The organism is Pelagibacterium sp. 26DY04, assembly GCF_031202305.1.
Taxonomy (GTDB): Bacteria; Pseudomonadota; Alphaproteobacteria; order Rhizobiales; family Devosiaceae; genus Pelagibacterium.
On the sequence record NZ_CP101731.1, the window covers coordinates 2,072,853 to 2,093,135 of the forward strand.

At 62.8% G+C, this 20,283-nt stretch carries 18 protein-coding genes; 9 read left to right on the forward strand and 9 right to left on the reverse strand.

What is annotated here, in order from left to right; translation table 11 throughout:
• Nucleotides 1-3: 3 nt before the first annotated feature.
• From NO932_RS10115 to NO932_RS10140, 6 genes are all read right to left on the reverse strand, one after another.
• Nucleotides 4-720, reverse strand: a complete 717-nt coding sequence (locus NO932_RS10115) for a FadR/GntR family transcriptional regulator (protein ID WP_309207264.1) — start codon at nt 718-720, stop codon at nt 4-6.
• Nucleotides 717-1,757: a four-carbon acid sugar kinase family protein gene (locus NO932_RS10120; protein WP_309207265.1), complete on the reverse strand. Its 1,041-nt coding sequence runs from the start codon at nt 1,755-1,757 to the stop codon at nt 717-719. The genes NO932_RS10115 and NO932_RS10120 overlap by 4 nt, the downstream gene beginning before the upstream one ends.
• Nucleotides 1,754-3,370, reverse strand: a complete 1,617-nt coding sequence (locus tag NO932_RS10125) for an ABC transporter ATP-binding protein (protein WP_309207267.1) — start codon at nt 3,368-3,370, stop codon at nt 1,754-1,756. Before NO932_RS10125 ends, NO932_RS10120 begins: the two co-directional genes overlap by 4 nt.
• Nucleotides 3,367-4,290, reverse strand: a complete 924-nt coding sequence (locus NO932_RS10130; protein ID WP_309207268.1) for an ABC transporter permease — start codon at nt 4,288-4,290, stop codon at nt 3,367-3,369. Before NO932_RS10130 ends, NO932_RS10125 begins: the two co-directional genes overlap by 4 nt.
• 11 nt (nt 4,291-4,301) lie before the next feature.
• On the reverse strand, nt 4,302-5,216 hold the full coding sequence (locus NO932_RS10135) for an ABC transporter permease (RefSeq protein WP_309207269.1): 915 nt from the start codon (nt 5,214-5,216) through the stop codon (nt 4,302-4,304).
• A 74-nt stretch (nt 5,217-5,290) separates the two neighbouring features.
• Nucleotides 5,291-6,796, reverse strand: a complete 1,506-nt coding sequence (locus NO932_RS10140; protein WP_309207270.1) for an ABC transporter substrate-binding protein — start codon at nt 6,794-6,796, stop codon at nt 5,291-5,293.
• A gap of 296 nt (nt 6,797-7,092) precedes the next feature.
• On the opposite strand from NO932_RS10140, the gene NO932_RS10145 reads away from it, so the two are divergent.
• From NO932_RS10145 to NO932_RS10165, 5 genes are all read left to right on the forward strand, one after another.
• Entirely contained in the window at nt 7,093-8,262 is a 1,170-nt protein-coding gene (locus NO932_RS10145) for an exo-alpha-sialidase (RefSeq protein WP_309207271.1), read from the forward strand.
• Nucleotides 8,259-9,209 carry a 4-hydroxythreonine-4-phosphate dehydrogenase PdxA gene (pdxA, locus tag NO932_RS10150; protein WP_309207272.1) on the forward strand — a complete coding sequence of 317 codons (951 nt, stop codon included), beginning with the start codon at nt 8,259-8,261 and terminating at the stop codon, nt 9,207-9,209. Before NO932_RS10145 ends, pdxA begins: the two co-directional genes overlap by 4 nt.
• The gene (locus NO932_RS10155; protein ID WP_309207273.1) at nt 9,206-10,135 is read left to right on the forward strand and encodes a dihydrodipicolinate synthase family protein; all 930 of its coding nucleotides are present in this window, start codon (nt 9,206-9,208) and stop codon (nt 10,133-10,135) included. Before pdxA ends, NO932_RS10155 begins: the two co-directional genes overlap by 4 nt.
• Nucleotides 10,128-11,267 (forward strand): iron-containing alcohol dehydrogenase, encoded by a 1,140-nt coding sequence (locus NO932_RS10160; RefSeq protein ID WP_309207274.1) that lies wholly within the window; start codon nt 10,128-10,130, stop codon nt 11,265-11,267. The genes NO932_RS10155 and NO932_RS10160 overlap by 8 nt, the downstream gene beginning before the upstream one ends.
• A 127-nt stretch (nt 11,268-11,394) precedes the next feature.
• Nucleotides 11,395-11,607: a hypothetical protein gene (locus tag NO932_RS10165; protein WP_309161095.1), complete on the forward strand. Its 213-nt coding sequence runs from the start codon at nt 11,395-11,397 to the stop codon at nt 11,605-11,607.
• 453 nt (nt 11,608-12,060) lie between these two features.
• Here the strand turns inward: NO932_RS10165 and NO932_RS10170 are convergent, their stop codons facing one another.
• Nucleotides 12,061-12,678 carry a hypothetical protein gene (locus NO932_RS10170; RefSeq protein WP_309207275.1) on the reverse strand — a complete coding sequence of 206 codons (618 nt, stop codon included), beginning with the start codon at nt 12,676-12,678 and terminating at the stop codon, nt 12,061-12,063.
• A 310-nt stretch (nt 12,679-12,988) separates the two neighbouring features.
• Between NO932_RS10170 and NO932_RS10175 the strand changes: the two genes are divergently transcribed.
• The gene (locus NO932_RS10175) at nt 12,989-15,247 is read left to right on the forward strand and encodes a PQQ-binding-like beta-propeller repeat protein (RefSeq protein WP_309207276.1); all 2,259 of its coding nucleotides are present in this window, start codon (nt 12,989-12,991) and stop codon (nt 15,245-15,247) included.
• Nucleotides 15,248-15,355: 108 nt separating this feature from the next.
• Nucleotides 15,356-16,231, forward strand: coding sequence for a transporter substrate-binding domain-containing protein (locus NO932_RS10180; RefSeq protein ID WP_309207277.1), 876 nt, complete (start codon nt 15,356-15,358; stop codon nt 16,229-16,231).
• Nucleotides 16,232-16,236: 5 nt separating this feature from the next.
• Here the strand turns inward: NO932_RS10180 and NO932_RS10185 are convergent, their stop codons facing one another.
• Nucleotides 16,237-17,457 (reverse strand): TIGR03862 family flavoprotein, encoded by a 1,221-nt coding sequence (locus tag NO932_RS10185; protein WP_309207278.1) that lies wholly within the window; start codon nt 17,455-17,457, stop codon nt 16,237-16,239.
• 92 nt (nt 17,458-17,549) lie between these two features.
• Between NO932_RS10185 and NO932_RS10190 the strand changes: the two genes are divergently transcribed.
• On the forward strand, nt 17,550-18,803 hold the full coding sequence (locus NO932_RS10190; RefSeq protein ID WP_309207279.1) for an aminopeptidase: 1,254 nt from the start codon (nt 17,550-17,552) through the stop codon (nt 18,801-18,803).
• Between the two features lie 155 nt (nt 18,804-18,958).
• Nucleotides 18,959-19,531, forward strand: a complete 573-nt coding sequence (locus NO932_RS10195; protein ID WP_309207280.1) for a Spy/CpxP family protein refolding chaperone — start codon at nt 18,959-18,961, stop codon at nt 19,529-19,531.
• Here NO932_RS10195 and NO932_RS10200 read toward each other — a convergent pair.
• Entirely contained in the window at nt 19,528-20,280 is a 753-nt protein-coding gene (locus tag NO932_RS10200) for an energy-coupling factor transporter transmembrane component T (protein WP_309207281.1), read from the reverse strand. The two genes, NO932_RS10195 and NO932_RS10200, sit on opposite strands and share 4 nt — an antisense overlap.
• Nucleotides 20,281-20,283 lie beyond the last annotated feature (3 nt).

Here is a 20,283-nt window from a genome sequence, read left to right on the forward strand (position 1 = left end):
CCGTCAAATAGCAGTGGTGCCGCGTGGGGACAAAAGACGATCCCGCGAGCCCGCGATGTGCTGGCGCATCTGGTCCCGTGCACGGGCGGCGTCGCGGTTGGAAATGGCTTCATAGACCGCCGTGTGCTCCACGAATACGTGCTCCAGCCCGTCATTGGTGCTCTTGAGCGACAGGCCGTGGAATCGCATGCCCACGGCGATGTGATCTTCGAGCGCCTGCATGGCGGTCGCGAAGTACGGATTGGCCGACGCCTGGGCGATGCTGAGGTGGAACATGAAATCGGCGTCGACCCGGTGGGCCCGGCGATTGGTAGCGTCACGCAGAAGGCTCAGCGCCGTCCTGATCTTGCCCAGCGCCTCTTCGGTGCGCCGCTCGGCAGCCATGGCGGCGGCCTCGGGCTCTATTGTGAGACGGAAGTCATAGCAATGCTGCAGGTCCGACAGGTTTTCCATCTGCCCGAACCCCAAGGGCTCGCGAATGCCCTGCTCGCGCACGAAGCTCCCCGCGCCGCGACGGGAATAGATCAGACCCTGATCGCGCAGCCGCTGCAATGCGTCTCGGATCACCGGTCGGGAAACCTGGAACTCGGCGGCAAGGGCATGCTCGGTCGGCAGGCGTTCGTCCACGCCATAAGCGCCCGATTTGATCGCCTTTTGGATACGCTCGAACACCGTATCCGAAAGGGTGCGGCGAACGTTAAGACCATTCGATAAAGTCATGCGCCACCTACCATTGTCCCCATCCCCTGACGGTTGAGGACATCCACAAATGCATCCGGCCCGCCGAAGCCGCCGGATTTGGTGATTAGCTTGAAGCGGCCGGCAACGGCAAGTGGAAGCCCCGGCACCACTTCACCGAGCACCTCAAGCAGATCGATGCCGATAAAATCGAGCACGGCCTGAGCCGTCGCACCGCCGGAAACGACGAGCAGCGCATTGTCCGGTGGATCGAGCGTCGCGACGGCCCTTGCGAGATTTTCCGAAACTGTGCCCGCATCGGCTCGCTGCGACCCAGGCGTCGCTTGGATGACGGTGATCGCGTCACTCAACCTCGCCCCATCGGGCACCAGGCCATTGGGTGCGGGAAAATAGGCGATATCGGGAAAAGCCCGACGCAGATGGTCGACCTGTTCGAGCGTGATGGGGTCCGTCGATCCGATCACCACCAGGACCGGTCCACCATGCATGACCTTGCCCGCGCCCCGGCCTCCAATCCCCATGCGCTCAGCCTGCGCTTCAGCGAGCGCCCTCGCGCCGACAAGCAGATCGTAGCCGCCTCGCTGCAAAGCGGCATGGATATCGTCCTGCGTTGCGGCATCGGGAATGATCGCGCGCGCCGTATGATGGCCCAGGCGGCCGGCGACGTCGATGGGTGCATCGACGCCAAACCCGCCCAGCTTGCCATCGCGCACCCAGCGCCCGAAGGCCGGAATGGCGGGAACGACGAGCGCCTTGCTGAAGGTAAGCGCATCGAGTTCGGCCACCAGATTGCCCTTGAGGCGCGAGTCGATCTTCTTGAAGGCCTTAGTGCCCCTCGGAAACGCCCGCCACGCCGCCGCTGTCCTTTCGCACGCCTCTGCGGGCGCGACGTCGCGGCTATCGGTTGAGACCGCGACGACCCTGGCGCCCGTGTCTATGGCCTTTCCCAAAGCCGCCGGCGATAGGGCGACAATCGTGCGATGGCCGCACGCGGCAAAGGGCGCGGCGGAATCCAGCGCGCCCGAGAGATCGTCAGCGATGATCGCCAGTTCCGTCATGCGGAAGTGGCCGCCACGAGCCGTCTTTGGGCCTGGACATCCGGATCGGGGTCGAGATTGGCCGCCAGGAGCTTTTGCGTATAGGGGTGCCGGGGGGCGTTGAAGACCTGCTCGGTGGGACCGCGTTCCACGATCTCCCCCGATTTCATCACCAGCACCATATCGGCGAAATCCCGCACAACGCCAAGATCATGGGCAATGAAGAGATAGGAGATGCCGAGCTTTTCCCGCAAACCGTCGAGCAGCGCCATCACCTGGGCCTGGACCGAAACGTCGAGGGCGGACACCGCCTCGTCACAGATAATCAGCTCAGGTTCGAAAGCGAGTGCCCGGGCGATGGCGATGCGCTGGCGCTGGCCACCCGAGAATTGATGCGGATAACGGTGGGCGTGCTCAGGTAACAGGCCGACCTGTTCGAGCAGTTCGGCCACCCGGGCGCGACGCGCCTTGCGGTCCGGCATCAAGCGGTGAATGTCCCAGGCCTCGGATATGAGCTGATAGACCGACATGCGCGGATTGAGCGACTGCGTGGGGTCCTGAAACACCATCTGGATGTCACGGCGCACGGCGAGCAATTCGCGTGCCGGCATGATGATGAGGTCCCTGCCCTTCCACAGCGCCTTTCCGCTATCGGCTTTTTCGAGGCGCAGAATGGTGCGCGCCAGGGTCGATTTGCCCGATCCGCTCTCGCCGACCACGGCGAGGCTCTGCCCGCGTGCCAGCGAAAAGGAAACCCCGTTTAGCGCCGTGAAATTGCCATAGGTCTTGGCAAGATCGGTCACCTCGAGCAGAACCGGCGCCTCTTTTGCCGGCTGCTTGATCTCGCCCTTGCCCGGCGCGGCGCCGATGAGTTTGCGCGTATAGGGGTGCTGTGGATTGTGATAAACCTCGCGGGCAGTTCCCCGCTCGACGATCTCCCCCTCGTTCATCACGATCACCCGGTCCGCGATTTCGGCGACCACGCCCAGATCGTGGGTGATGAGCACGAGCCCCATACCTGTTTCGGCCTGCAACTCCTTCAGCAGCGTCAGCACCTCGGCCTGTATCGTGACATCGAGCGCCGTGGTGGGCTCGTCGGCGATCAAGATGTCTGGCTTAAGCATCAGCGCCATGGCGATCATCAGGCGCTGGCGCTGTCCGCCCGAGAACTCGTGCGGATACTTCCTCAGCGCCTTTTCCGGTTCGGGCAGTCCCACCCGCGTCACCAGTTCCAGAGCCCGCGCGCGAGCCATCTCGAGCGGACGGCCATGGGCCGTCATCATCTCGATGATCTGCCAACCCACCGTATAGACCGGATTGAGGTGTCCCAGCGGATCCTGGAAGATCATCGCGATCCGCTTGCCATTGAGCGCCCGGTGCTCCTCATAGCTGACCTTGAGCAGGTCCTTGCCCTCGAACATCACCTCCCCGCTCACCACCTCGGCAGGCGGGATATCGAGCAGGTTCATGACCGCCGATGCGGACACCGATTTGCCCGATCCGCTCTCTCCGAGGATGGCCAGCGTCTCTCCGCGATCCACCGACCAGGAGACATTGCGCACGGCATGCACCGTCCCGCGCGCGGTGTGAAAATCAACCGACAGGTTGCGGACGGCGAGCAGGGCTTGAGTCATGTCCTGTCCTTTCGGCTTTCAAGACGCCAGCGCTGGGCCGGATCGAGCGCGATACGCATCCAGTTGGAGAGCAGGTTGAGCGCCAGGGCGGTGATGACGATCATCAGCCCCGGCCAGAAGGCCAGCCACCAGGCCGAGTTGAGATAGGGCCGCCCCTGGCTGACCATTAGGCCCCAGGTGATGTTGGGCGGCTGAATGCCGATACCCAGGAACGAGAGCGAGGATTCGGCCAGCATGACGAAGGCGAAATCAAGCGTCGCGATGGTAATCAGCGTCGGGGCGATGATCGGCAGGATATGGCGGAAAATGATGCGCCAGTGGGAGGCGCCCATCACCACCGCCGCCTGCACGAACATGCGTTCGCGCACTTCGAGCACTTCGGCGCGCGTGGTGCGCAGATAGATGGGAATGCGGGTGATTGCGAGCACCAGGATCATGTTGGGGATCGAAGGCCCGAGAACATAGAGCACCACCACGGCAAGCAGCAGCGAGGGGAAGGACATGATGACGTCCGCAAGCCGCATGATGACCTGCGAAACGGTCTTGCCCATATAGCCGGCGATCAGCCCGAACAGCGCCCCCACTGTCAGGGCGGAAAGCACGGCGCCGGCGGCAACCATCATCGTGCTTTGCGCCGCGACGATCAGACGGGCCAGCATCGGCCGGCCCAGCGTGTCGCCGCCGAGCACGAAAATCCAGCCGCGTGAGAGATCGAACGGCGGGCTGTTGCGTCCGCGCAGGTTCTGGTCGGTCGCCAGCTCTCCGAGGAGCGGCGGGCCGAAAACCGCGCAGGCGATGATGATGAGCAACACCACCGCCGAAGCAAAGGCCAGCTTGTCCCTCCACAGCATGGAAAGAAGCGCCCTGCCCTTGCCCGAGGGCTTGGCAGGCGAAGCTGACGTGAGAGATGTGTCGGTCATCGGGGCGCTCCTTACTGCCGGATGCGCGGATCGAGGATCGAATAGGCGATGTCGATCAGGATGTTCATGATGAAAATGGCGATGGCGGTGACGAGGATTGCGGCCATGACCACGTTGAAATCGCGCTGCAGGATGGAATCGATCATCAGCTTGCCGACGCCGGGAAATCCGAAGATCGTTTCCACGATCACCGCGCCGTTGAGCAGCGCCGCCGCCTGATCGCCGATTACGGTGATGACCGGCAGCATGGCGTTGCGCAGGGTGTGTACGAAGATGATGGGGCGGTTCTTGACGCCCTTGGCACGCGCCGTCTTGACGTAGGGGGCCGCAAGCGCGGACAGCATGGAGCCCCGCACCACCTGCACGATCAGCCCGAACGGGCGGATGAACAGCACCGCGACGGGCATGATCCAGTGCCAGGGCGTTCCCACCCCCGATGTGGGCAGCCAGCCCAGATTGATGGCGAAAAGCACGATGGCGACAATGGCGATCCAGAAATCGGGCGCCGAAGCCCCGATCAGCGAAACGACCGAAATGCCACGATCGATGATGCCGCCCACATTGAAGGCGGCGATGGCGCCCAGAACGATGGCGGCGGCGACCACCAGGGTCATGGTGATCAGGGCCAGCGGCAGCGTCCAGGCATAGGCCTCCAGCACCACATCGATGGCAGGCCGGGCCTGGCGCAGCGACTCCCCGAGATCGAGCCGGAGCACGTCCATGACATACATACTGAACTGCTCGATGACCGGACGATCCAATCCGTGAAGCGCGCGGAACTGCTGCTTCATCTCCTCGGTCGCGTCGATCGGAAGAAACAGCGCCGCCGGATCACCCGTCAGGCGCGAGAGAAAGAAGACCATCACCATGAGGACAATCAGCGAAAAGAAGCTGGCAATCGCTCTCTGGCCGACCAGTTTGATCATGGGTGTCACCGATCCGTTTTCGAAAAGGGCGGCGCCGGCTCTCCGACGCCGCCCGTCAATGCTTCGTCAGGGCTCTAGTTGAAGCCGATCTCGGAGAGCTGGAGCTGCGAGTTGGTGGCAATGGTGGGACGGAAATCCAACCGTTCGCTCACCCGGCTGTGCCCGACCATGTGGAACAGGAGCACGTCGGCATAAAGCTCGTCATGGACCACCGCGAAGAGCTCGGACCAGAGCGCGGAACGCTCGTCTCCGGTCGCGGCCGTTGCGCGTTCGATCAGGTCATCCACCTCTGGATCGGCAATGCCCGACTGGGTGCCTTCGCTGTGATATTTGAAGGCGGCCGAGAACACCGGATCACCGCGGCTGTTATCGTGCTGGGCAAGGATCAGGCGCGTGCCTTCGCTTTCCGGATAGGGCTTGGAGTAATACTGCTCGTGCTCGGCCACTTCCACCATGCGCAGGGTCGCGTTGAACCCGACATCGGTCAGCATCTGGGTCAGCGCTTCGGCAACTTCAGCCACGTTGGGAAAGTTCTCGGTCCGCGCGATGATCTCGATGGGCAAGCTCACATCGACCCCATCGGCCTCCGCTTCGGCCAGGAGCTGGCGCGCCAGGTCGGGATCGAAGGCATGCGGCACGAGATCGCCGTTCCAGCCGAGCGTGGTCGGCGGAACGATGGCCACGGCAAGGTCGGTGCCTTCGGCCAAAAGCGTTCCGATAAACGCCTCGCGATCGATCGCATGGTTCAGCGCCTGGCGGACGCGAAGATCGCTGGTGGGCGCGTCGGCGCTATCGATCCGCAGATAGACGGTTTCGGAATTGGGATAGCTGAAGTCGGTCGCCGGGTTAGTGGCTTCCAGTTCGGTGATCTGGGGCGCGATATCGGCCTCCCCGGTTTCCACCATGGCGGCGCGCACGGCAGCCTCGCTGCGGAAGACGTAGCGGGCCGAAGTCACTTCCGGCTGCTCGCCCCAATAGTCGTCGCGGCGGTCAAGCTGGATGTATTGGCCGATAGCCCGATCGGAAAGCACGTAAGGTCCGGTACCGATCGGTTCGTCGACAAACTCCATCGGCGTTTCCGACGGCACGATGGTCACCAGCGTCATCAGCAGCGGCAGGATCGGCTGGGCCGGCTCGGCCGTGATATCGATCGTCAGGTCATCGACGACCTCGAAGCTGAGTTCGGTATCGGCGAAATAGCGGGCACTCTCGCAGGTGATCTGATCGGAGAACACGCGCGCAAAGGAGTGTTCAACGTCGGCGGCATCAAAGCTCGTGCCGTCCGAGAACGAGACGTCCGGGCGCAGGTTGAAGCGCCAGGTGCCCTCCCCGAGATCTTCCCAGCTTTCAGCCAACCTTGGCATCAGCCCCGCATCGCCCCGCACGTCGAGCTGGGTGAGCGTCTCGCTGATATTCTGCATGATGACGCGGCCGATGTTGGAACGGGTCGCCATGCAGGGCTCGACAAGATCGAGCTCCTCGCTGAGCACCACGGTGATGTCGGTATTGTCCTGCGCAAGCGCGGGGCTCACGGCGGTCGACGTAAGCAAAGCGCCGGCAATCAGATATCTCAGAGTCAATGCTTCCTCCCTTGGCAGCGTCCTGTAGCGGCTGGACGGCGCTGCCCGAGCGCCCAGCGGCGATAACGTGACCCGGCTCGACAGCCGAACCCGCACCACTATCCAACTCCGCCGCCATAGTTGTCAAACTAAAATTCGAGATGTCATCGCAAACCGAGATTTTTGCCTATCTATCTAATTGTTTTCATTTGTATTTTTTTCATATATGAAAATTCTCATTACAAATTATGGGACATGAATAACTTGACAACATTGCTAACACGGTGAAGGTAAAGGCACGCGAAGTGGGAGGGACCATGTCTCCGGACGATATTGCCACAGCCATGACGGGGCGGCTGACACCAGGGAAATCAGGCCGCGTGGAGGCGTTCTTGCCCTCGCCCATGGTTCAGAATCACGCCGCCTTCATCGAGCGCCTGGATGACGGGACGCTCGCCTGCCTCTGGTTCGGTGGAACGCTGGAAGGCAAATCGGATATCTCGATCTTCGGCAGCACGCTCGCGCCCGGTGCCGATCAATGGAGCGCCCCGATCCAGCTTTCCGACGACCTCGATCGTTCCGAGCAAAATCCCGTGCTCGCCCATAACGGGCGCGGCTGGCAGCTCTTCCACACCGCCCAACCCGCCGGCAATCAGGACGAATGCCTGCTGCGCGCGCGCAATATCTCGCTGACCGGCGGACGCCTGACCGCCGATGCGCCGCGCACCATCGATCTGCCGCTCGGCTGCTTCATCCGCGGGCGCTTCGTGCGCCGGACGGACGGGGCATGGATGATGCCGATCTTCCGTTGCGTTTCCCGTCCCGGCCAACGCTGGACGGGCAGCCACGACACGGCGGCCGTCGGTGTGAGCCATGACGACGGAGAAACGTGGTCGCTCCAGGAGGTGCCGGGCTCCATCGGATCGGTGCACATGACCATCGTTCCGCTCGATGGCGAGCGCATGGTCGCCTTCTATCGCCGCCGGCAGTCCGATTTCGTCCACCGTTCGGTCAGCGAAGATGGCGGGGTGACCTGGTCGCCCCCTGAGCCCACGGACGTGCCCAACAACAACTCCTCGATCAACGTGGTCCGGCTCGCCGACGGCCGCCTTGCCATGATCTGCAATCCCGTCTCGGCGGCCACCTCGACGGACCGGCGCGCCTCGCTCTACGACGAAATCGAGGAGGGCGACGACCGACCCGACGCCACCGGCGGCTGCGAGCCGATCTGGGGCGTGCCGCGCGCCCCGCTGACCCTGTGCATTTCGACCGACGAGGGCCGGACCTTCCCACAGCGCCGGATCGTCGACGACAGCCCCGGCACGTGCCTTTCCAACAATTCGGAAGACGGCCGCAACAAGGAGCTGTCCTATCCTTATCTGCTCGAAGGAGATGATGGCGCGCTTCACCTCGCCTACACCTACTTCCGGCGTGCAATCAAATATGTCCGCCTCCCCCAGGGCTGGATCGACGGAGAAGAAGCGTGAGCGATACGATCGGCATCACAATGGGCGATCCGGCGGGCGTCGGGCCGGAAATCACCGTCAGGGCCATCGCCGAGATGAGCGAGGCCGACCGGGCGCGCACCCGCATCTACGGTCACCGCCAGACTTTGGAAAAGGCTCTCGAAAGCTCGGGCCTTTCGCTCGATCTCGATCCGCTGGTCGCTGATATCGAGATCGATGGGGGCGTTCTGCCCTGGGGCAAGCTCGATGCGCGCGCCGGCGATGCCGCTTACCGCTTCATTGCCAGCGCCGTCTCGGATGCCAGCGCCGACAAGATCGGCTGCATCGTGACAGCTCCGATCAACAAGGAAGCGCTCAACCTGGCCGGACACCACTATGACGGCCATACCGGCATGCTGGCCGCGCTGACCGGTCAGCGTTCGGCCTTCATGCTGCTGGCGTCCGAGCGGCTCAAGGTGATCCACGTCTCGACCCACGTTTCGCTCAAGACGGCGATCGACCGGGCGACGCCCGAACGCATCCTCGCCACCATCCGCGCGGGCAACGATCATCTCAAGCGGATCGGCTACAAAAAGCCGCGCATCGCAGTGGCCGGGATCAATCCCCATTGCGGCGAGAACGGCCTGTTCGGAACCGAAGATGACGAACAGATCGTCCCGGCCGTCGAGATGGCGCGAGCCGAGGGGATCGATGTGGCCGGCCCCATCTCGGCGGATACAGTCTACTACCGCGCCTATAACGGCGCCTTCGATCTGGTGGTCGCGCAATATCACGACCAGGGCCATATCCCCATAAAGCTGGTCGCCTTCGATACGGCGGTCAATGTCTCGCTCGGCCTGCCCATCGACCGCACGTCCGTCGATCACGGCACGGCCTTCGACATCGCCGGCACCGGCAAGGCCAACCACACCAACATGAACGCCGCCATAGCTTATGCGCGCAAGCTGGCAGCTGGGAGAGCACGATGAACCCTGCCCGCGACCTTCCCATCAGCGGCGTGTTCTGCGCCGCCGCCACGCCGATCCTCGATAGCGGTGAGCCCGATCACCCCATCTTTGCCAGCCACTGCAAGGCCCTGCTGGAGGAAGGCTGCGACGGCATTGCGCTGCTGGGGACCACCGGGGAGGCCAATTCGTTTTCCATTGCGCAACGGCAGGCTTTGCTCGACGATCTCATCGTCGCGGGCGTCGATCCCCGGCGCCTCATGCCGGGAACCTCGCAGACGAATGTCGCCGACAGCGTGACCCTCACCCGGCACGCCGTCGAATGCGGCGTTGCTGCCTGCGTGGTGTTGCCGCCCTTCTACTACAAGGGCGTGAGCGACGAGGGCCTGTTCCGCTTTTATGCCGAGCTCATCGAAAAGGTGGGCAGCAACGATCTGCGGATCGTCCTCTACCACATTCCACCCATCGCCCAGGTCGGGCTGTCGATGGAATTGGTTGCTCGTCTGGTCGAGCATTTCCCCGGTATCGTCGTGGGCATCAAGGACAGCTCGGGCAAGCTCGAGAGCATGCAGGGTTTTGCCAGCACCTTCCGCGATTTCTCCGTCTTCTCGGGAGCCGATCCGTTCATGCTGCCCCTGCTCCGGTCCGGTGGCGCCGGCTGCATCACGTCAAGCTCGAACCTCATCGCCCATCATCTGCGCTTGGTTTTCGACAACTGGTTCGATCCGGCCCGTACTGGCGAGGTGGATCGTGCTCAGGAGCGTATCGATGCCTGGCGCAATCTCTCCAACGCTTATGTGCAGCTTCCGACCGTCAAGGCAATGCTGGCCCGGCGACGGAACCATGACGGCTGGACGCGCGTGCGCCCGCCCCTGGTCGAACTCGGGCCGGACGAGATCGAAACGGTCTGGCGACGGATGGAAGAACTCGAGGCTATCGAAAATGACTGAGCCCGTCCTTTCAATGGCCCGGCCGATCACCATAGCGCAGCCGGGCAAACTGGAGATCGGGGCCGGCGCGATCGCGCGGCTCGGGACCTTCGCCAACCGTTACGACCGAGTCTTCGTCGTCGCGATGGGGCCGACCGCGCCCTTTGTCGACCGGATCGGACTTAACGGAACCGTCGAGACCTATATCGACCTGCCGCCCGAGCCCGACCTGCCTTCGGTCGAGGCCGTGCTCGATGCGGCGCGGGCGTTCAAGCCCGATCTGGTGATCGGCTTGGGTGGCGGATCGGCCATGGACGTCGCCAAGCTCGTCGCCGTGCTCTGGGACAGCGAGCAGACGATCTCCGAGGTGGTCGGGGTCGGCAAGGTGAAGGGCCGCCGCACTGGTCTGGTCCAGGTTCCCACCACATCGGGCACCGGCTCGGAAGCGGGCACCCGCGCACTGGTCACCGATCCGGAAACGCTCGCCAAGCTGGCCGTGGAAAGCGAGCACATGCTGGCCGACATGGCGGTGCTCGACCCCGAGCTTACCTATTCGGTTCCTGCCCCGGTTACCGCCGCGACGGGCATCGACGCCCTGGCCCATTGCGTGGAAGCCTTCACCAACATAAAGGCGCACCCGCTTATCGATGGTTATGCAAGGCTGGGCATCGAACTTGTTGGGCGATACCTCAAGCGCGCCGTCGCCAATGGTGCAGATGTCGAGGCGCGGGCCGGCATGATGCTCGCGTCCTACTATGGTGGCATCTGCCTCGGCCCCGTCAACACCGCCGCCGGACACGCTTTGGCCTACCCGCTCGGCACGCGCCTCAAGCTGCCGCATGGCCTGGCCAACGCCATTGTCTTCCCTCACGTTCTCGCGTTCAACGCCCCTGCCCGGCCGGAAAAGACCCGCGAGATCCTCGCCCGGCTCGGCCTTCCTGGCGATGAAAGCACACAGGCCGTGCTGGCCGCCGCTCATGACTATTGCCGCGATCTCGGCGTCGAAATGGCTCTCGCCCGGCACGGAGCCACGGCCGACGAGCTACCGCAATGGGCCGACGAAGCCCACGCCATCCGACGCCTCATGGACAACAATCCCCGCGTCATGAGCACCGAGGACGTGCTTTCCATCTATCGTGCCGCTCTGGATTGAGCCTGAAGCCTCGAGGGCACGGCACGACGGCCACCCGACATGAAAAAGCCGCCCTCTCCGGGCGTCATGTGTTTTCTATAGCGCTTTCAGCTGAGTGGCTTCCACGTTTGCTGAAAGCGTCAGAGACTTGGCATGCACTGATTCCGGAGGTCCGCCCATTCCGACCGACAACCCCACCATCCTGATCTACGCCCTGGCAGCCCTCGTGGTCCTGTGGCTTGTCTTTGCCATGATGCGCAAACTGTTCGGCATCGCCATCATCTTGGCGCTTGTCGGCGGCGCCTGGCTGCTCTGGAGCAATCCCGAACTTCTTGAAAACCTCTGGAGCCGCTTCGGCTGACGCCGCATTCGGCGCAAAAACTTATCCCCGCTTTCCAAACCGCCGTTATTGTCGCCTCACGACCCCCGCGCATATGGACGCAAGCGCTACGAACGTTTGGGCGGGATCGGTTCGGGTTCCTCACGGGTCGCCGTGGGGAAGGCCCAAAGCGGACAGATGGCCGGATGTGGATAAAAGGTGTGAGCGGACCACCAATCCAATCACTCCCACGTCGAACCGGGGAAACCCGGAGGGGCAGCGGGAAATCATCGGCAACGGTGGCTTCCCAACAACCCCCAGCCCGAGAAGCCGCCATAAGCCCAAAATCCCGGACGCATGGGGCGATGATCGCTTCATACTAACAAATACAGCACGAGGCGTTCATCGCCCCATGCCGTCCATCATCAACCGAGGCCCATGGCCGTCGGATGCTTGCGTGCGTCTTTGAACCCGTGAATCGGAATCGACCGGTTATCAGCCGTAGAAAGCGCTCGATATCCCCAGCATCGTCACGCCCAGCCCGCTACTGAGCCCCAACAGAATCAACGCGGCGATCGCCGCTCCGATAAGCAGCCTGAAGCGGTTGAGCGCCTCGGCAGCCTTGGGCGCGATCCCGATCAGCAGGTGCCCCGCCGTTAGCGGCAAGATCGGGACGAGATTGAGCAGCACGAAGGATAACGACACCCGTGCCGTCATCTCGAGCAGCCCGACGACGGTAACCCCGACCGCGCCACCGGTCAGAACCGAATAGGCAAGGGGCCGTATCTGCCAGAGCACCCAACCCAGCGCCAGCGATCCGGCGAGCGCGATCAATGCCACCAGCAGCGGCCCTGCCGCGCGTCCGGCCAGCGATTCCCGCTCGATCGCCAGCGGCTTGACCCAGCCGAATTGCGTGAACACCAGGGTCAGCCCGCCGAGCGGATCGAGATGGCTGAACGGGTTGAGGCTCAGCCGCCCGTCATGTTCGGGGCCTTTGTCGCCCAGAAGCCGCGCCGCCAACGCAAGAAAAAACCCGTGGGTCGCGATGATCACCACCGCCGCGACGGCTTGATAAAGGATGCGCTGGAAGGAAAAATCGATAAAGGGGTTCATCGGCAACCTCCGGCGCGTTCTGTTCACCACCTCCGGTTAGCGCCAAAATGCGTTAACGAAAACCCCAGCAGGCTGGGTCCAATCATCATATTTTTGCTTTGGGCTATAGAAAACGCGCGCCAGCGGTGCCAAAGTCCAAACTGTCATGTTAGCGTGTTCTCGGAGGCTTACCCAAGAAGCTTCCGCCGCCGCATGTTGGTCTATGGCCGAAGCGACAGGATGGAGCGCATTTCGCTGCACAAGCCTCGTTACCCCCATTTTGACGGTGCTTGCTTGGGAGACATAACCTTTTCACGAAGGAGAAAGAAAAGTGACTGGCGAACTCAACGCCTTTAACAACCGGAAGGGTCGTGGCGCGATGCGCCTGCTGCTCTCTGGAACCGCCTTGACGCTTGCGTCATTGGCCGGAGGAGCAGCTCTCTCTCAGGAATATACCACTGAGGAGCAGGTCGCGCGCGGTGCGACAACCTATGCCCAGCAGTGCTCCACCTGCCACGGACAGGACATAGTCGAATCGATCGCCGGTTACCCCGACGCTTCCCTGTTCTATAGCTTCATCTCGTCGGCCATGCCGGCCAATGCTCCCGGCAGCCTGCCGGCTCAGCAATACGCCGATATCGTCGCATATCTGCTGAACGAGAACGGCTACCCCATCGGCACCGAAGAGCTCCCCGCAGATCCCGAAATCCTCGCTCAGATCGACCCGCGCGCCATCGAGGCCGCCCCGGCTGGCGATGATGCGGCTGCCGAGGAACCTGCCGCTGAGGAAGCTCCGGCTGAAGAGCCTGCAGCAGAAGAAGCTCCGGCTGAAGAGCCCGCGGCCGAAGAAGCTCCGGCTGAAGAAGCCGCGGCTCCTGCTGCCCAGGCCGTGCCGCCTTCGATCGTCACCCAGGTCTCCGAGTGGGAGGGTGAATACACCCCCGTCACCGACGAGATGCTTCTTGATCCCAATCCGGCCGACTGGCTGCAGTGGCGTCGTACGGTCAACAACTGGGGCCACAGCCCGCTTGATCAGATCAACCGCGACAACGTCGCCGATCTCGAACCGGTCTGGAGCTGGGCTCTGGGCGAAGCTGGCCAGCAGGAAGTCGTGCCGATCATTCACGACGGCATCATGTTCGTTGCCACCAACAACAACTACGTCGAAGCTCTCGACGCGGTTACCGGCGACCTGATCTGGTCCTACACCCACAGCCGCCCCGAATTCACCGGCGGCTACCACAACAACCAGGCCATGCGTCAGAAGAACTCCGTTGCCCTCTATGAGGACAGCGTCATTCTGACCACGGTCGACGCCAAGCTCGTGTCGCTGAACGCCCTGACCGGTCAGGTCGAATGGGAAGTTCAGGTCAACGATTGGGAAAAGGGCTACAGCTTCACCGCCGGCCCGTTGATCGCTGATGGCAAGATCTTCACCGGCACTTCGGGCTGCTCCATCGTGGGCACCGCCGGCGCTTGCTACATCACCGCTCACGATGCCACCAACGGTGAAGAACTCTGGCGTTTCAACACGTTGGCTGATCCCAACAACCCCGACGTGGATGCAAGCTGGAACGGCGTTCCGCCTGAAAACCGCTGGGGTGGTTCCATCTGGGCCACCGGTTCGTACGATCCGGAACTGGATATGACCTTCTTCGGCACCGCGATTCCGCTCCCCTACGCGGAAATCACCCGCGGCACCGGCGACGGCGACGTGCTCTACACCAACGCCACCCTGGCTCTCGAAGCCGATACGGGCGAACTGGTGTGGTACTATCAGCACCTGCCGCGCGACAACTGGGACCTGGACTCCCCGTTCGAGCGTATGATCGTCGACGCCGAAGTGAACGGTGAAACCCGCAAGATGGTCGTCACCACTCCGGGCAAGAACGGCATCACCTGGGGCCTGGACGCCGCGACCGGCGAATTCATCTGGGCTGAAGAGACCATCTACCAGAACGTGGTGTCCGACATCGATCCGGAAACCGGCACTGTGAGCCTCAACGAAGAGGTCATCCCGACCGAATTCGGTGAGTCGTTCACCTTCTGCCCGGCCATCCCTGGTGGTCGTCTGTGGCAGGCAACCGCATACAGCCCCGATTCGGGCCTGTTCTATCTGCCGGCTGCCAACACCTGCCAGACCAGCGCTGCGCGTAAATTCGCAGAGGCTGCCCCCGGCACGTCCATGGGTCTGTTCCAGACCTTCGGCGAAAGCCTGGCTCCGGGCGCGGAAGGCGTTGGCGCTCTGCACGCGCTCAATGCCGCTGATGGTTCGGATGGCTTCGAAGTCCAGCAGGGTCCGCGCTTCACCTCCTCGATCCTGGCCACCGGTGGCGGCCTGATCTTCGTGGGTGACGCCGACCGCTACATCAAGGCGATGAACGACGAGACCGGTGAAGTGCTCTGGCAGGAACGCCTGGCTGCTCCGATCGGTGGTTCGCCGGTGACCTACGAGGTCGATGGCGTTCAGTACCTGGTCGTTGCCTCCGGTCAGTCCAACCAGACTCACGCGGCTCTGACCCCCGGCCTGGCTTCGCCGCGCATGGGTGGTAACGCGATCCACGTGTACCGTCTGCCCGACCAGGAATAATCTCCAGGTCACACGACTATGGCGCCCCGGGAACCCATTCCCGGGGCGTTGTTTCTACCCACACCGGTCGCAAAGAACCGGTCAACCACCATACCAGTGAGTTATTCCATGCCTGCCCTGCCCAACGCCGCTTTCTGGTCGCACGCCGCAAAATCCACCGCCGCCGTTCTCCTGGCCACCATCTCGGCCACCAGCGCACCCGCGCAGGTCAGCCAGAATGTCGATACCTCGTTGCTTGAATCCTGGCGCCTGAGCACGGGCAACGTCATTCGCTTCTGCCAATACGAAACCTCCCCCGCCTTCGAATTCGATCAGGCCGTCGCGCAGGCCATCGCCGACAGCCTGTTGGTCAGCGCCGAATTCCTGACCTTGGGTGCCGCCTACGGCATCGGCGGCGAGTACGCCGCGGAAGATCTTTTCATTTCGCTCACCAATGACTGCGACATCATGCTTGGCATGGGGCTAGGATCGGACATGTACCCGGTCGAGTTCACCACGACCCGCCCCTATGTCGGCTTTCCCTATGTTCTTGCCGTCGCCGATACCGAGATCGAGTCGCTCGACGACATTCCGGGCGGCCAACGCATCGGCGCACTTGTTGGCTCCTATGGCTTCACGGCACTGATGCGCTATAGGGCCACCCTGCCCCAGGATCAGCAATGGCAGCCGCTGCCTTATGGCGACACAGAGCTGATGATCACCCGGGTTTTCGATGACACGATCGCCGGCATGGTCGTCTACGGGCCGAGTCTTGTGGAGTACCAGCGCGAGACCGAGATCGAAGGTGAACTGTTCATCCGGCAGCTCGACGCGCAGATCGCCGCCAACGTGAACATTGGCGGGCTGATGCTGGCCCGCAATTCCTATCTGCGGACCATCGTCGATGAAGCTATCGGTGCCATGGCGGAGGACGGCACCATCGAGGCCCTGCTTGCCGAATACGATTTGGCTTCGCTCCAGCCGGCGGTCGGCGGATACCAATAAGAGGCCTAACGCCCTTTTCTGCCTGGGGCGCCGACCGCGCTTTTTAAATGCGCTAAAGCACCTGCCCCGGCCAACCGGCCGGTGGCAAGGCAGGCAGTGAGCAGGTAGCCGCCGGTCGGCGCCTCCCAATCGAGCATTTCTCCAGCCACGAAGACACCGGGCAAACGCGAAAGCATCAGGTGCGAATCGACCTCGCTCCAGCGGAGACCCCCGGCAGCCGAAATCGCCTCGGCGATCGGTCGTGGCCGAACAAGCGGAATTGCCAGCGCCTTTATCGCTCTGGCCATTACCCTCGCCTCGCCGCGCTCTGCCTCGCTGGTGAACTCACGCACCAGCCCTGCCTTGACCCCATCGAGTCCGGCCCCCTTGCGCATGCGATTTGAAAAGCTTGCCTTCGACGGCTGCCGCGCCAGATCTTGCTCCAATCGCGCGAGAGTTCGCCCCGGCGCCAGATCGATCACGAAGGCCGCCGGTCCACACTCCAACGCGTCCCGCAACCTGGCAGATTGGGCATAGACAAGGCTTCCCTCAATTCCGTGTCGGGAAATAACAAACTCGCCGCTCTGGCCATCTGCGGTGACGGATTTGACCGGCGCTCCAGCAAACCGCTCGATAAAGTGCTCGCTCCACTTGACGTCGAACCCACAATTGGCCGGCCGGAGCTTTTCGACGCCGATGCCCCGCTCCTCCAGCCAAGGCACCCAACTGGCATCAGACCCCAGCCGAGGCCAACTCGCTCCGCCTAATGCCAAGACCACCGCATCGAAGGTTTCGCATTTGTCTCCGGCCGGCGTCTCGAACACGAAGCCATCTCCATCAAAGCCCCTCCACCTGTGGCGCGTGAGAATTTGGACGCCTTGCTCCGCCAGCCGCTTGAGCCACGATCGCAACAGGGGAGAGCCCTTCATCGCCTTGGGAAATACCCGGCCGGAAGACCCCACGAAGGTTTCAACGCCCAACCCTGCGGTCCAGGCCCGAACCTGCTCGTTGCCAAACGCCCTCAGGGCCGGCTCCAGTCGCCCTCGCGCCTCCCCGAACCGCCCGAGAAAATTGTCCATCGGCTCCGCATGGGTCAGGTTGAGCCCCGACTTTCCCGCCATCAGGAATTTGCGCCCGACCGTCGGCATCCCTTCATAGACGGTTACGGCGTACCCAGCCGCCGAAATCACCTCGGCAGCCATCAACCCTGCGGGTCCACCGCCGATGATCGCTATGCGTTTGTCCATGGCTGCCCAGAACACTCTTTCGCGCTGTCTGTCAAACCGCTAGGCTTTCTTCTCACCCCTGAGTCACCTCTTAAAAACAAAAGAGACCCATCATGTCCGACTCACGCGCAAATGCGCCCGTCAATGAGGAAAAGCTCGATAAGCTCGCCCAGGTCGCCGTTCATACCGGACTTGGTTTGAGGGCGGGCCAGGACCTCATCATGACTGCCCCGCTCTCGGCCCTTCCTCTCGTGCGCAAGATTACCGAGCACGCCTATAAGGCTGGCGCTGGCCTCGTCACCACCATCTATTCGGACGAGGAAACCACGCTCGCCCGCTACAAATACGGCAATGACGACGCCTTCGATCACGCCGCCGATTGGCTCTATGAGGGCATGGCCAAAGCATTCAGCTCCAACACCGCGCGCCTGGCGATTGCCGGCGACAATCCCATGCTGTTGGCCGAGCAGGACCCCGAAAAGGTCTCCCGCGCCCAGCGCGCCAATTCAAAGGCCTATAAGCCTGCCATCAAGAAGATCACCGGTTTTGAAACCAACTGGAACATTGTCGCCTATCCCGGCACCAAATGGGCCAAGCTCGTCTTCCCCGACCTGGGTGACGACGAAGCCGTCGCCAGGCTCGCCGATGCGATTTTTGCCGCCTCGCGGGTGGATCAGGCCGATCCCATCGCAGCGTGGAAGGCGCACAATGCCAACATCCACGCCCGCCGCGATTGGCTCAACCAGATGAAGTTCCGCGACCTCCATTTCACCGCTCCGGGCACAGACCTGATCGTGGGCCTCGCCGACGATCATGAATGGGCCGGCGGCGCCTCGCTGGCAAAGAACGGCATCACCTGCAATCCCAACATCCCGACCGAAGAAGTCTTCACCACGCCCCACGCACGCCGCGTCAATGGCCATGTGCGCTCCACCAAGCCGCTCTCCCACAACGGCACGGTGATCGAAGACATCGAAATGATCTTCAAGGACGGCGTCGCCGTCGAAGTTCGCGCTTCCAAGGGCGAGGAAGTCTGGAACAAGGTTCTCGATACCGACGAAGGCGGCCGCCGCCTGGGCGAAGTTGCCCTGGTGCCGCATTCATCGCCCATCTCGCAGTCTGGCATTCTCTTCTACAACACCTTGTTCGACGAAAACGCCGCCTGCCACATCGCCATGGGCCAGTGCTACACCGAATGCTTCGTTGATGGCGACAAGCTCAGCGAAGACGAGGTCGCCAACAAGGGCGGCAATTCCAGTCTCATCCATATCGACTGGATGATCGGTTCGGGCGAGATGGATATCGACGGCATCACCCAGGACGGCGAGCGCATCCCCGTCTTCCGCAAGGGCGAATGGGCCAACTGAGGGCTTTACGGACCGGGCAATAGCCCGGTCCTTTCTTCTTCATCTTACCATCCTGTCCAACATTTCATGGCCCGGACAGCTTGGCGTGAGGTGAGCTTCTCTAATCTCCAATGCGTCGGCGGCATTTACGCCGCTCAGCAACGGAGACAGACATCATGAAACCCATCAGCAAAGCAGCCCTTGTTGCGTTTACCGCCGCCTCCATCGGCGCGACCAGCCTGGCGCCAGCCTTCGCGCAGCCCTTCGGCGGCGGTCAGCATGTGATCCAGCGCGTCCCCGGCGGCGAGGCCCGAAGCTTCCGCCCCGGCCCCGTGCCCGGTTTCGGAATGCATGGGGGCTTGTTCGGCATGTTCCTCTCCGGCAATGCCGAATCTATCGACGTCGCCGCCGTCCGCCTCACCCACCGACTTGACCTCACGGAAGATCAGCAGACGCTGCTCGAGGATCTGCGGTTGGCTGCCCTCGATGCCCAGGCCGAGATTATCACCGCGCGCGAAGAATTCGCCCCGGCCGCGGACGAGGCAATGTCCGACACCGATCTCATCGCCCGTTATGCCGGTCTTGTCGCCATGACCACCGCCCGTGCCGACGCCCTTGAGGCAATTCAGCCGGCATTCGAAGCCTTTGTTTCGAGCCTTGATGATACCCAGCTTGAATCGCTGGTCCCCCAGCGTCCGGACTGGGCGCCTGAACGGTCCGCCCCTGCCGCTTCCGAGGCGGAAGGCTAGAACACCAGCAGGGGGGCAAGTACAGCGAGGCTCGTGAGTCCGAAAGCCGCGTCTCGCCACGAGAAACCCGGCACGCCCACCATGGTGCGTGCCGGAAGCGCTCCGAACCCTCGCGCCTCCATGGCAACCGCCGACCGCCCGGCCCGGCGAACGGCAAAGGCCAATAGCGGCACCATCAGCCCCGCCATCTCGCTGGGTCCTGGCACTCTGCCCACCGGCCTGCCGGTCCGAATCGCCCGCGCCATCCGCAGATGCGCCGCCTCGGCCAGAAGGTCGGGCACGAGCTGCATGGCGACGAAAAGCGCATAGCCGAGCCGTGCGGGAAAGCGCAGATAAGCGATTAGCGCTCTTACGAAAGCTCCTGGATCGACACTGAGCGCAAAAAGGATCGAGACCGCACCACACGCCAGGGCTCGGAGGCTCAGCGTAAGCCCCGCCGACAAGGCCGCCCCGCTCTCGCTCCCGGCCAGATGCACGGCAAAATCGCTGTCCCGGCGAAACAGCAGATTGGTGGTGATAAAGCCCATGCCAAACAACACGAATGGCACCATCAGCACGAGCAGGAGCAGCGGCGGCACACGCTGCACGGCAAGGAGAACTGCTGCAACGAGAACAACCACCGATATCTGAAAGCCAGCGTCGAACGATGTCGCCGCCGCGGCGAGATACGCAAGGCACACGGCAAAAAGGGTGAGCGGATTAAGCCTCCTCAAAGGAGACGCCTTGGAGATGTCCTGAGCTACCGTCATGAT

What these genes read in the sequence shown, in the direction of transcription:
- NO932_RS10115 (WP_309207264.1), bottom strand. Translation starts at nt 720, where the DNA reads ATGACTTTATCGAATGGTCTTAACGTTCGCCGCACCCTTTCGGATACG.
- NO932_RS10120 (WP_309207265.1), bottom strand. Translation starts at nt 1,757, where the DNA reads ATGACGGAACTGGCGATCATCGCTGACGATCTCTCGGGCGCGCTGGAT.
- NO932_RS10125 (WP_309207267.1), bottom strand. Translation starts at nt 3,370, where the DNA reads ATGACTCAAGCCCTGCTCGCCGTCCGCAACCTGTCGGTTGATTTTCAC.
- NO932_RS10130 (WP_309207268.1), bottom strand. Translation starts at nt 4,290, where the DNA reads ATGACCGACACATCTCTCACGTCAGCTTCGCCTGCCAAGCCCTCGGGC.
- NO932_RS10135 (WP_309207269.1), bottom strand. Translation starts at nt 5,216, where the DNA reads ATGATCAAACTGGTCGGCCAGAGAGCGATTGCCAGCTTCTTTTCGCTG.
- NO932_RS10145 (WP_309207271.1), top strand. Translation starts at nt 7,093, where the DNA reads ATGTCTCCGGACGATATTGCCACAGCCATGACGGGGCGGCTGACACCA.
- NO932_RS10155 (WP_309207273.1), top strand. Translation starts at nt 9,206, where the DNA reads ATGAACCCTGCCCGCGACCTTCCCATCAGCGGCGTGTTCTGCGCCGCC.
- NO932_RS10160 (WP_309207274.1), top strand. Translation starts at nt 10,128, where the DNA reads ATGACTGAGCCCGTCCTTTCAATGGCCCGGCCGATCACCATAGCGCAG.
- NO932_RS10170 (WP_309207275.1), bottom strand. Translation starts at nt 12,678, where the DNA reads ATGAACCCCTTTATCGATTTTTCCTTCCAGCGCATCCTTTATCAAGCC.
- NO932_RS10180 (WP_309207277.1), top strand. Translation starts at nt 15,356, where the DNA reads ATGCCTGCCCTGCCCAACGCCGCTTTCTGGTCGCACGCCGCAAAATCC.
- NO932_RS10185 (WP_309207278.1), bottom strand. Translation starts at nt 17,457, where the DNA reads ATGGACAAACGCATAGCGATCATCGGCGGTGGACCCGCAGGGTTGATG.
- NO932_RS10190 (WP_309207279.1), top strand. Translation starts at nt 17,550, where the DNA reads ATGTCCGACTCACGCGCAAATGCGCCCGTCAATGAGGAAAAGCTCGAT.
- NO932_RS10195 (WP_309207280.1), top strand. Translation starts at nt 18,959, where the DNA reads ATGAAACCCATCAGCAAAGCAGCCCTTGTTGCGTTTACCGCCGCCTCC.
- NO932_RS10200 (WP_309207281.1), bottom strand. Translation starts at nt 20,280, where the DNA reads ATGACGGTAGCTCAGGACATCTCCAAGGCGTCTCCTTTGAGGAGGCTT.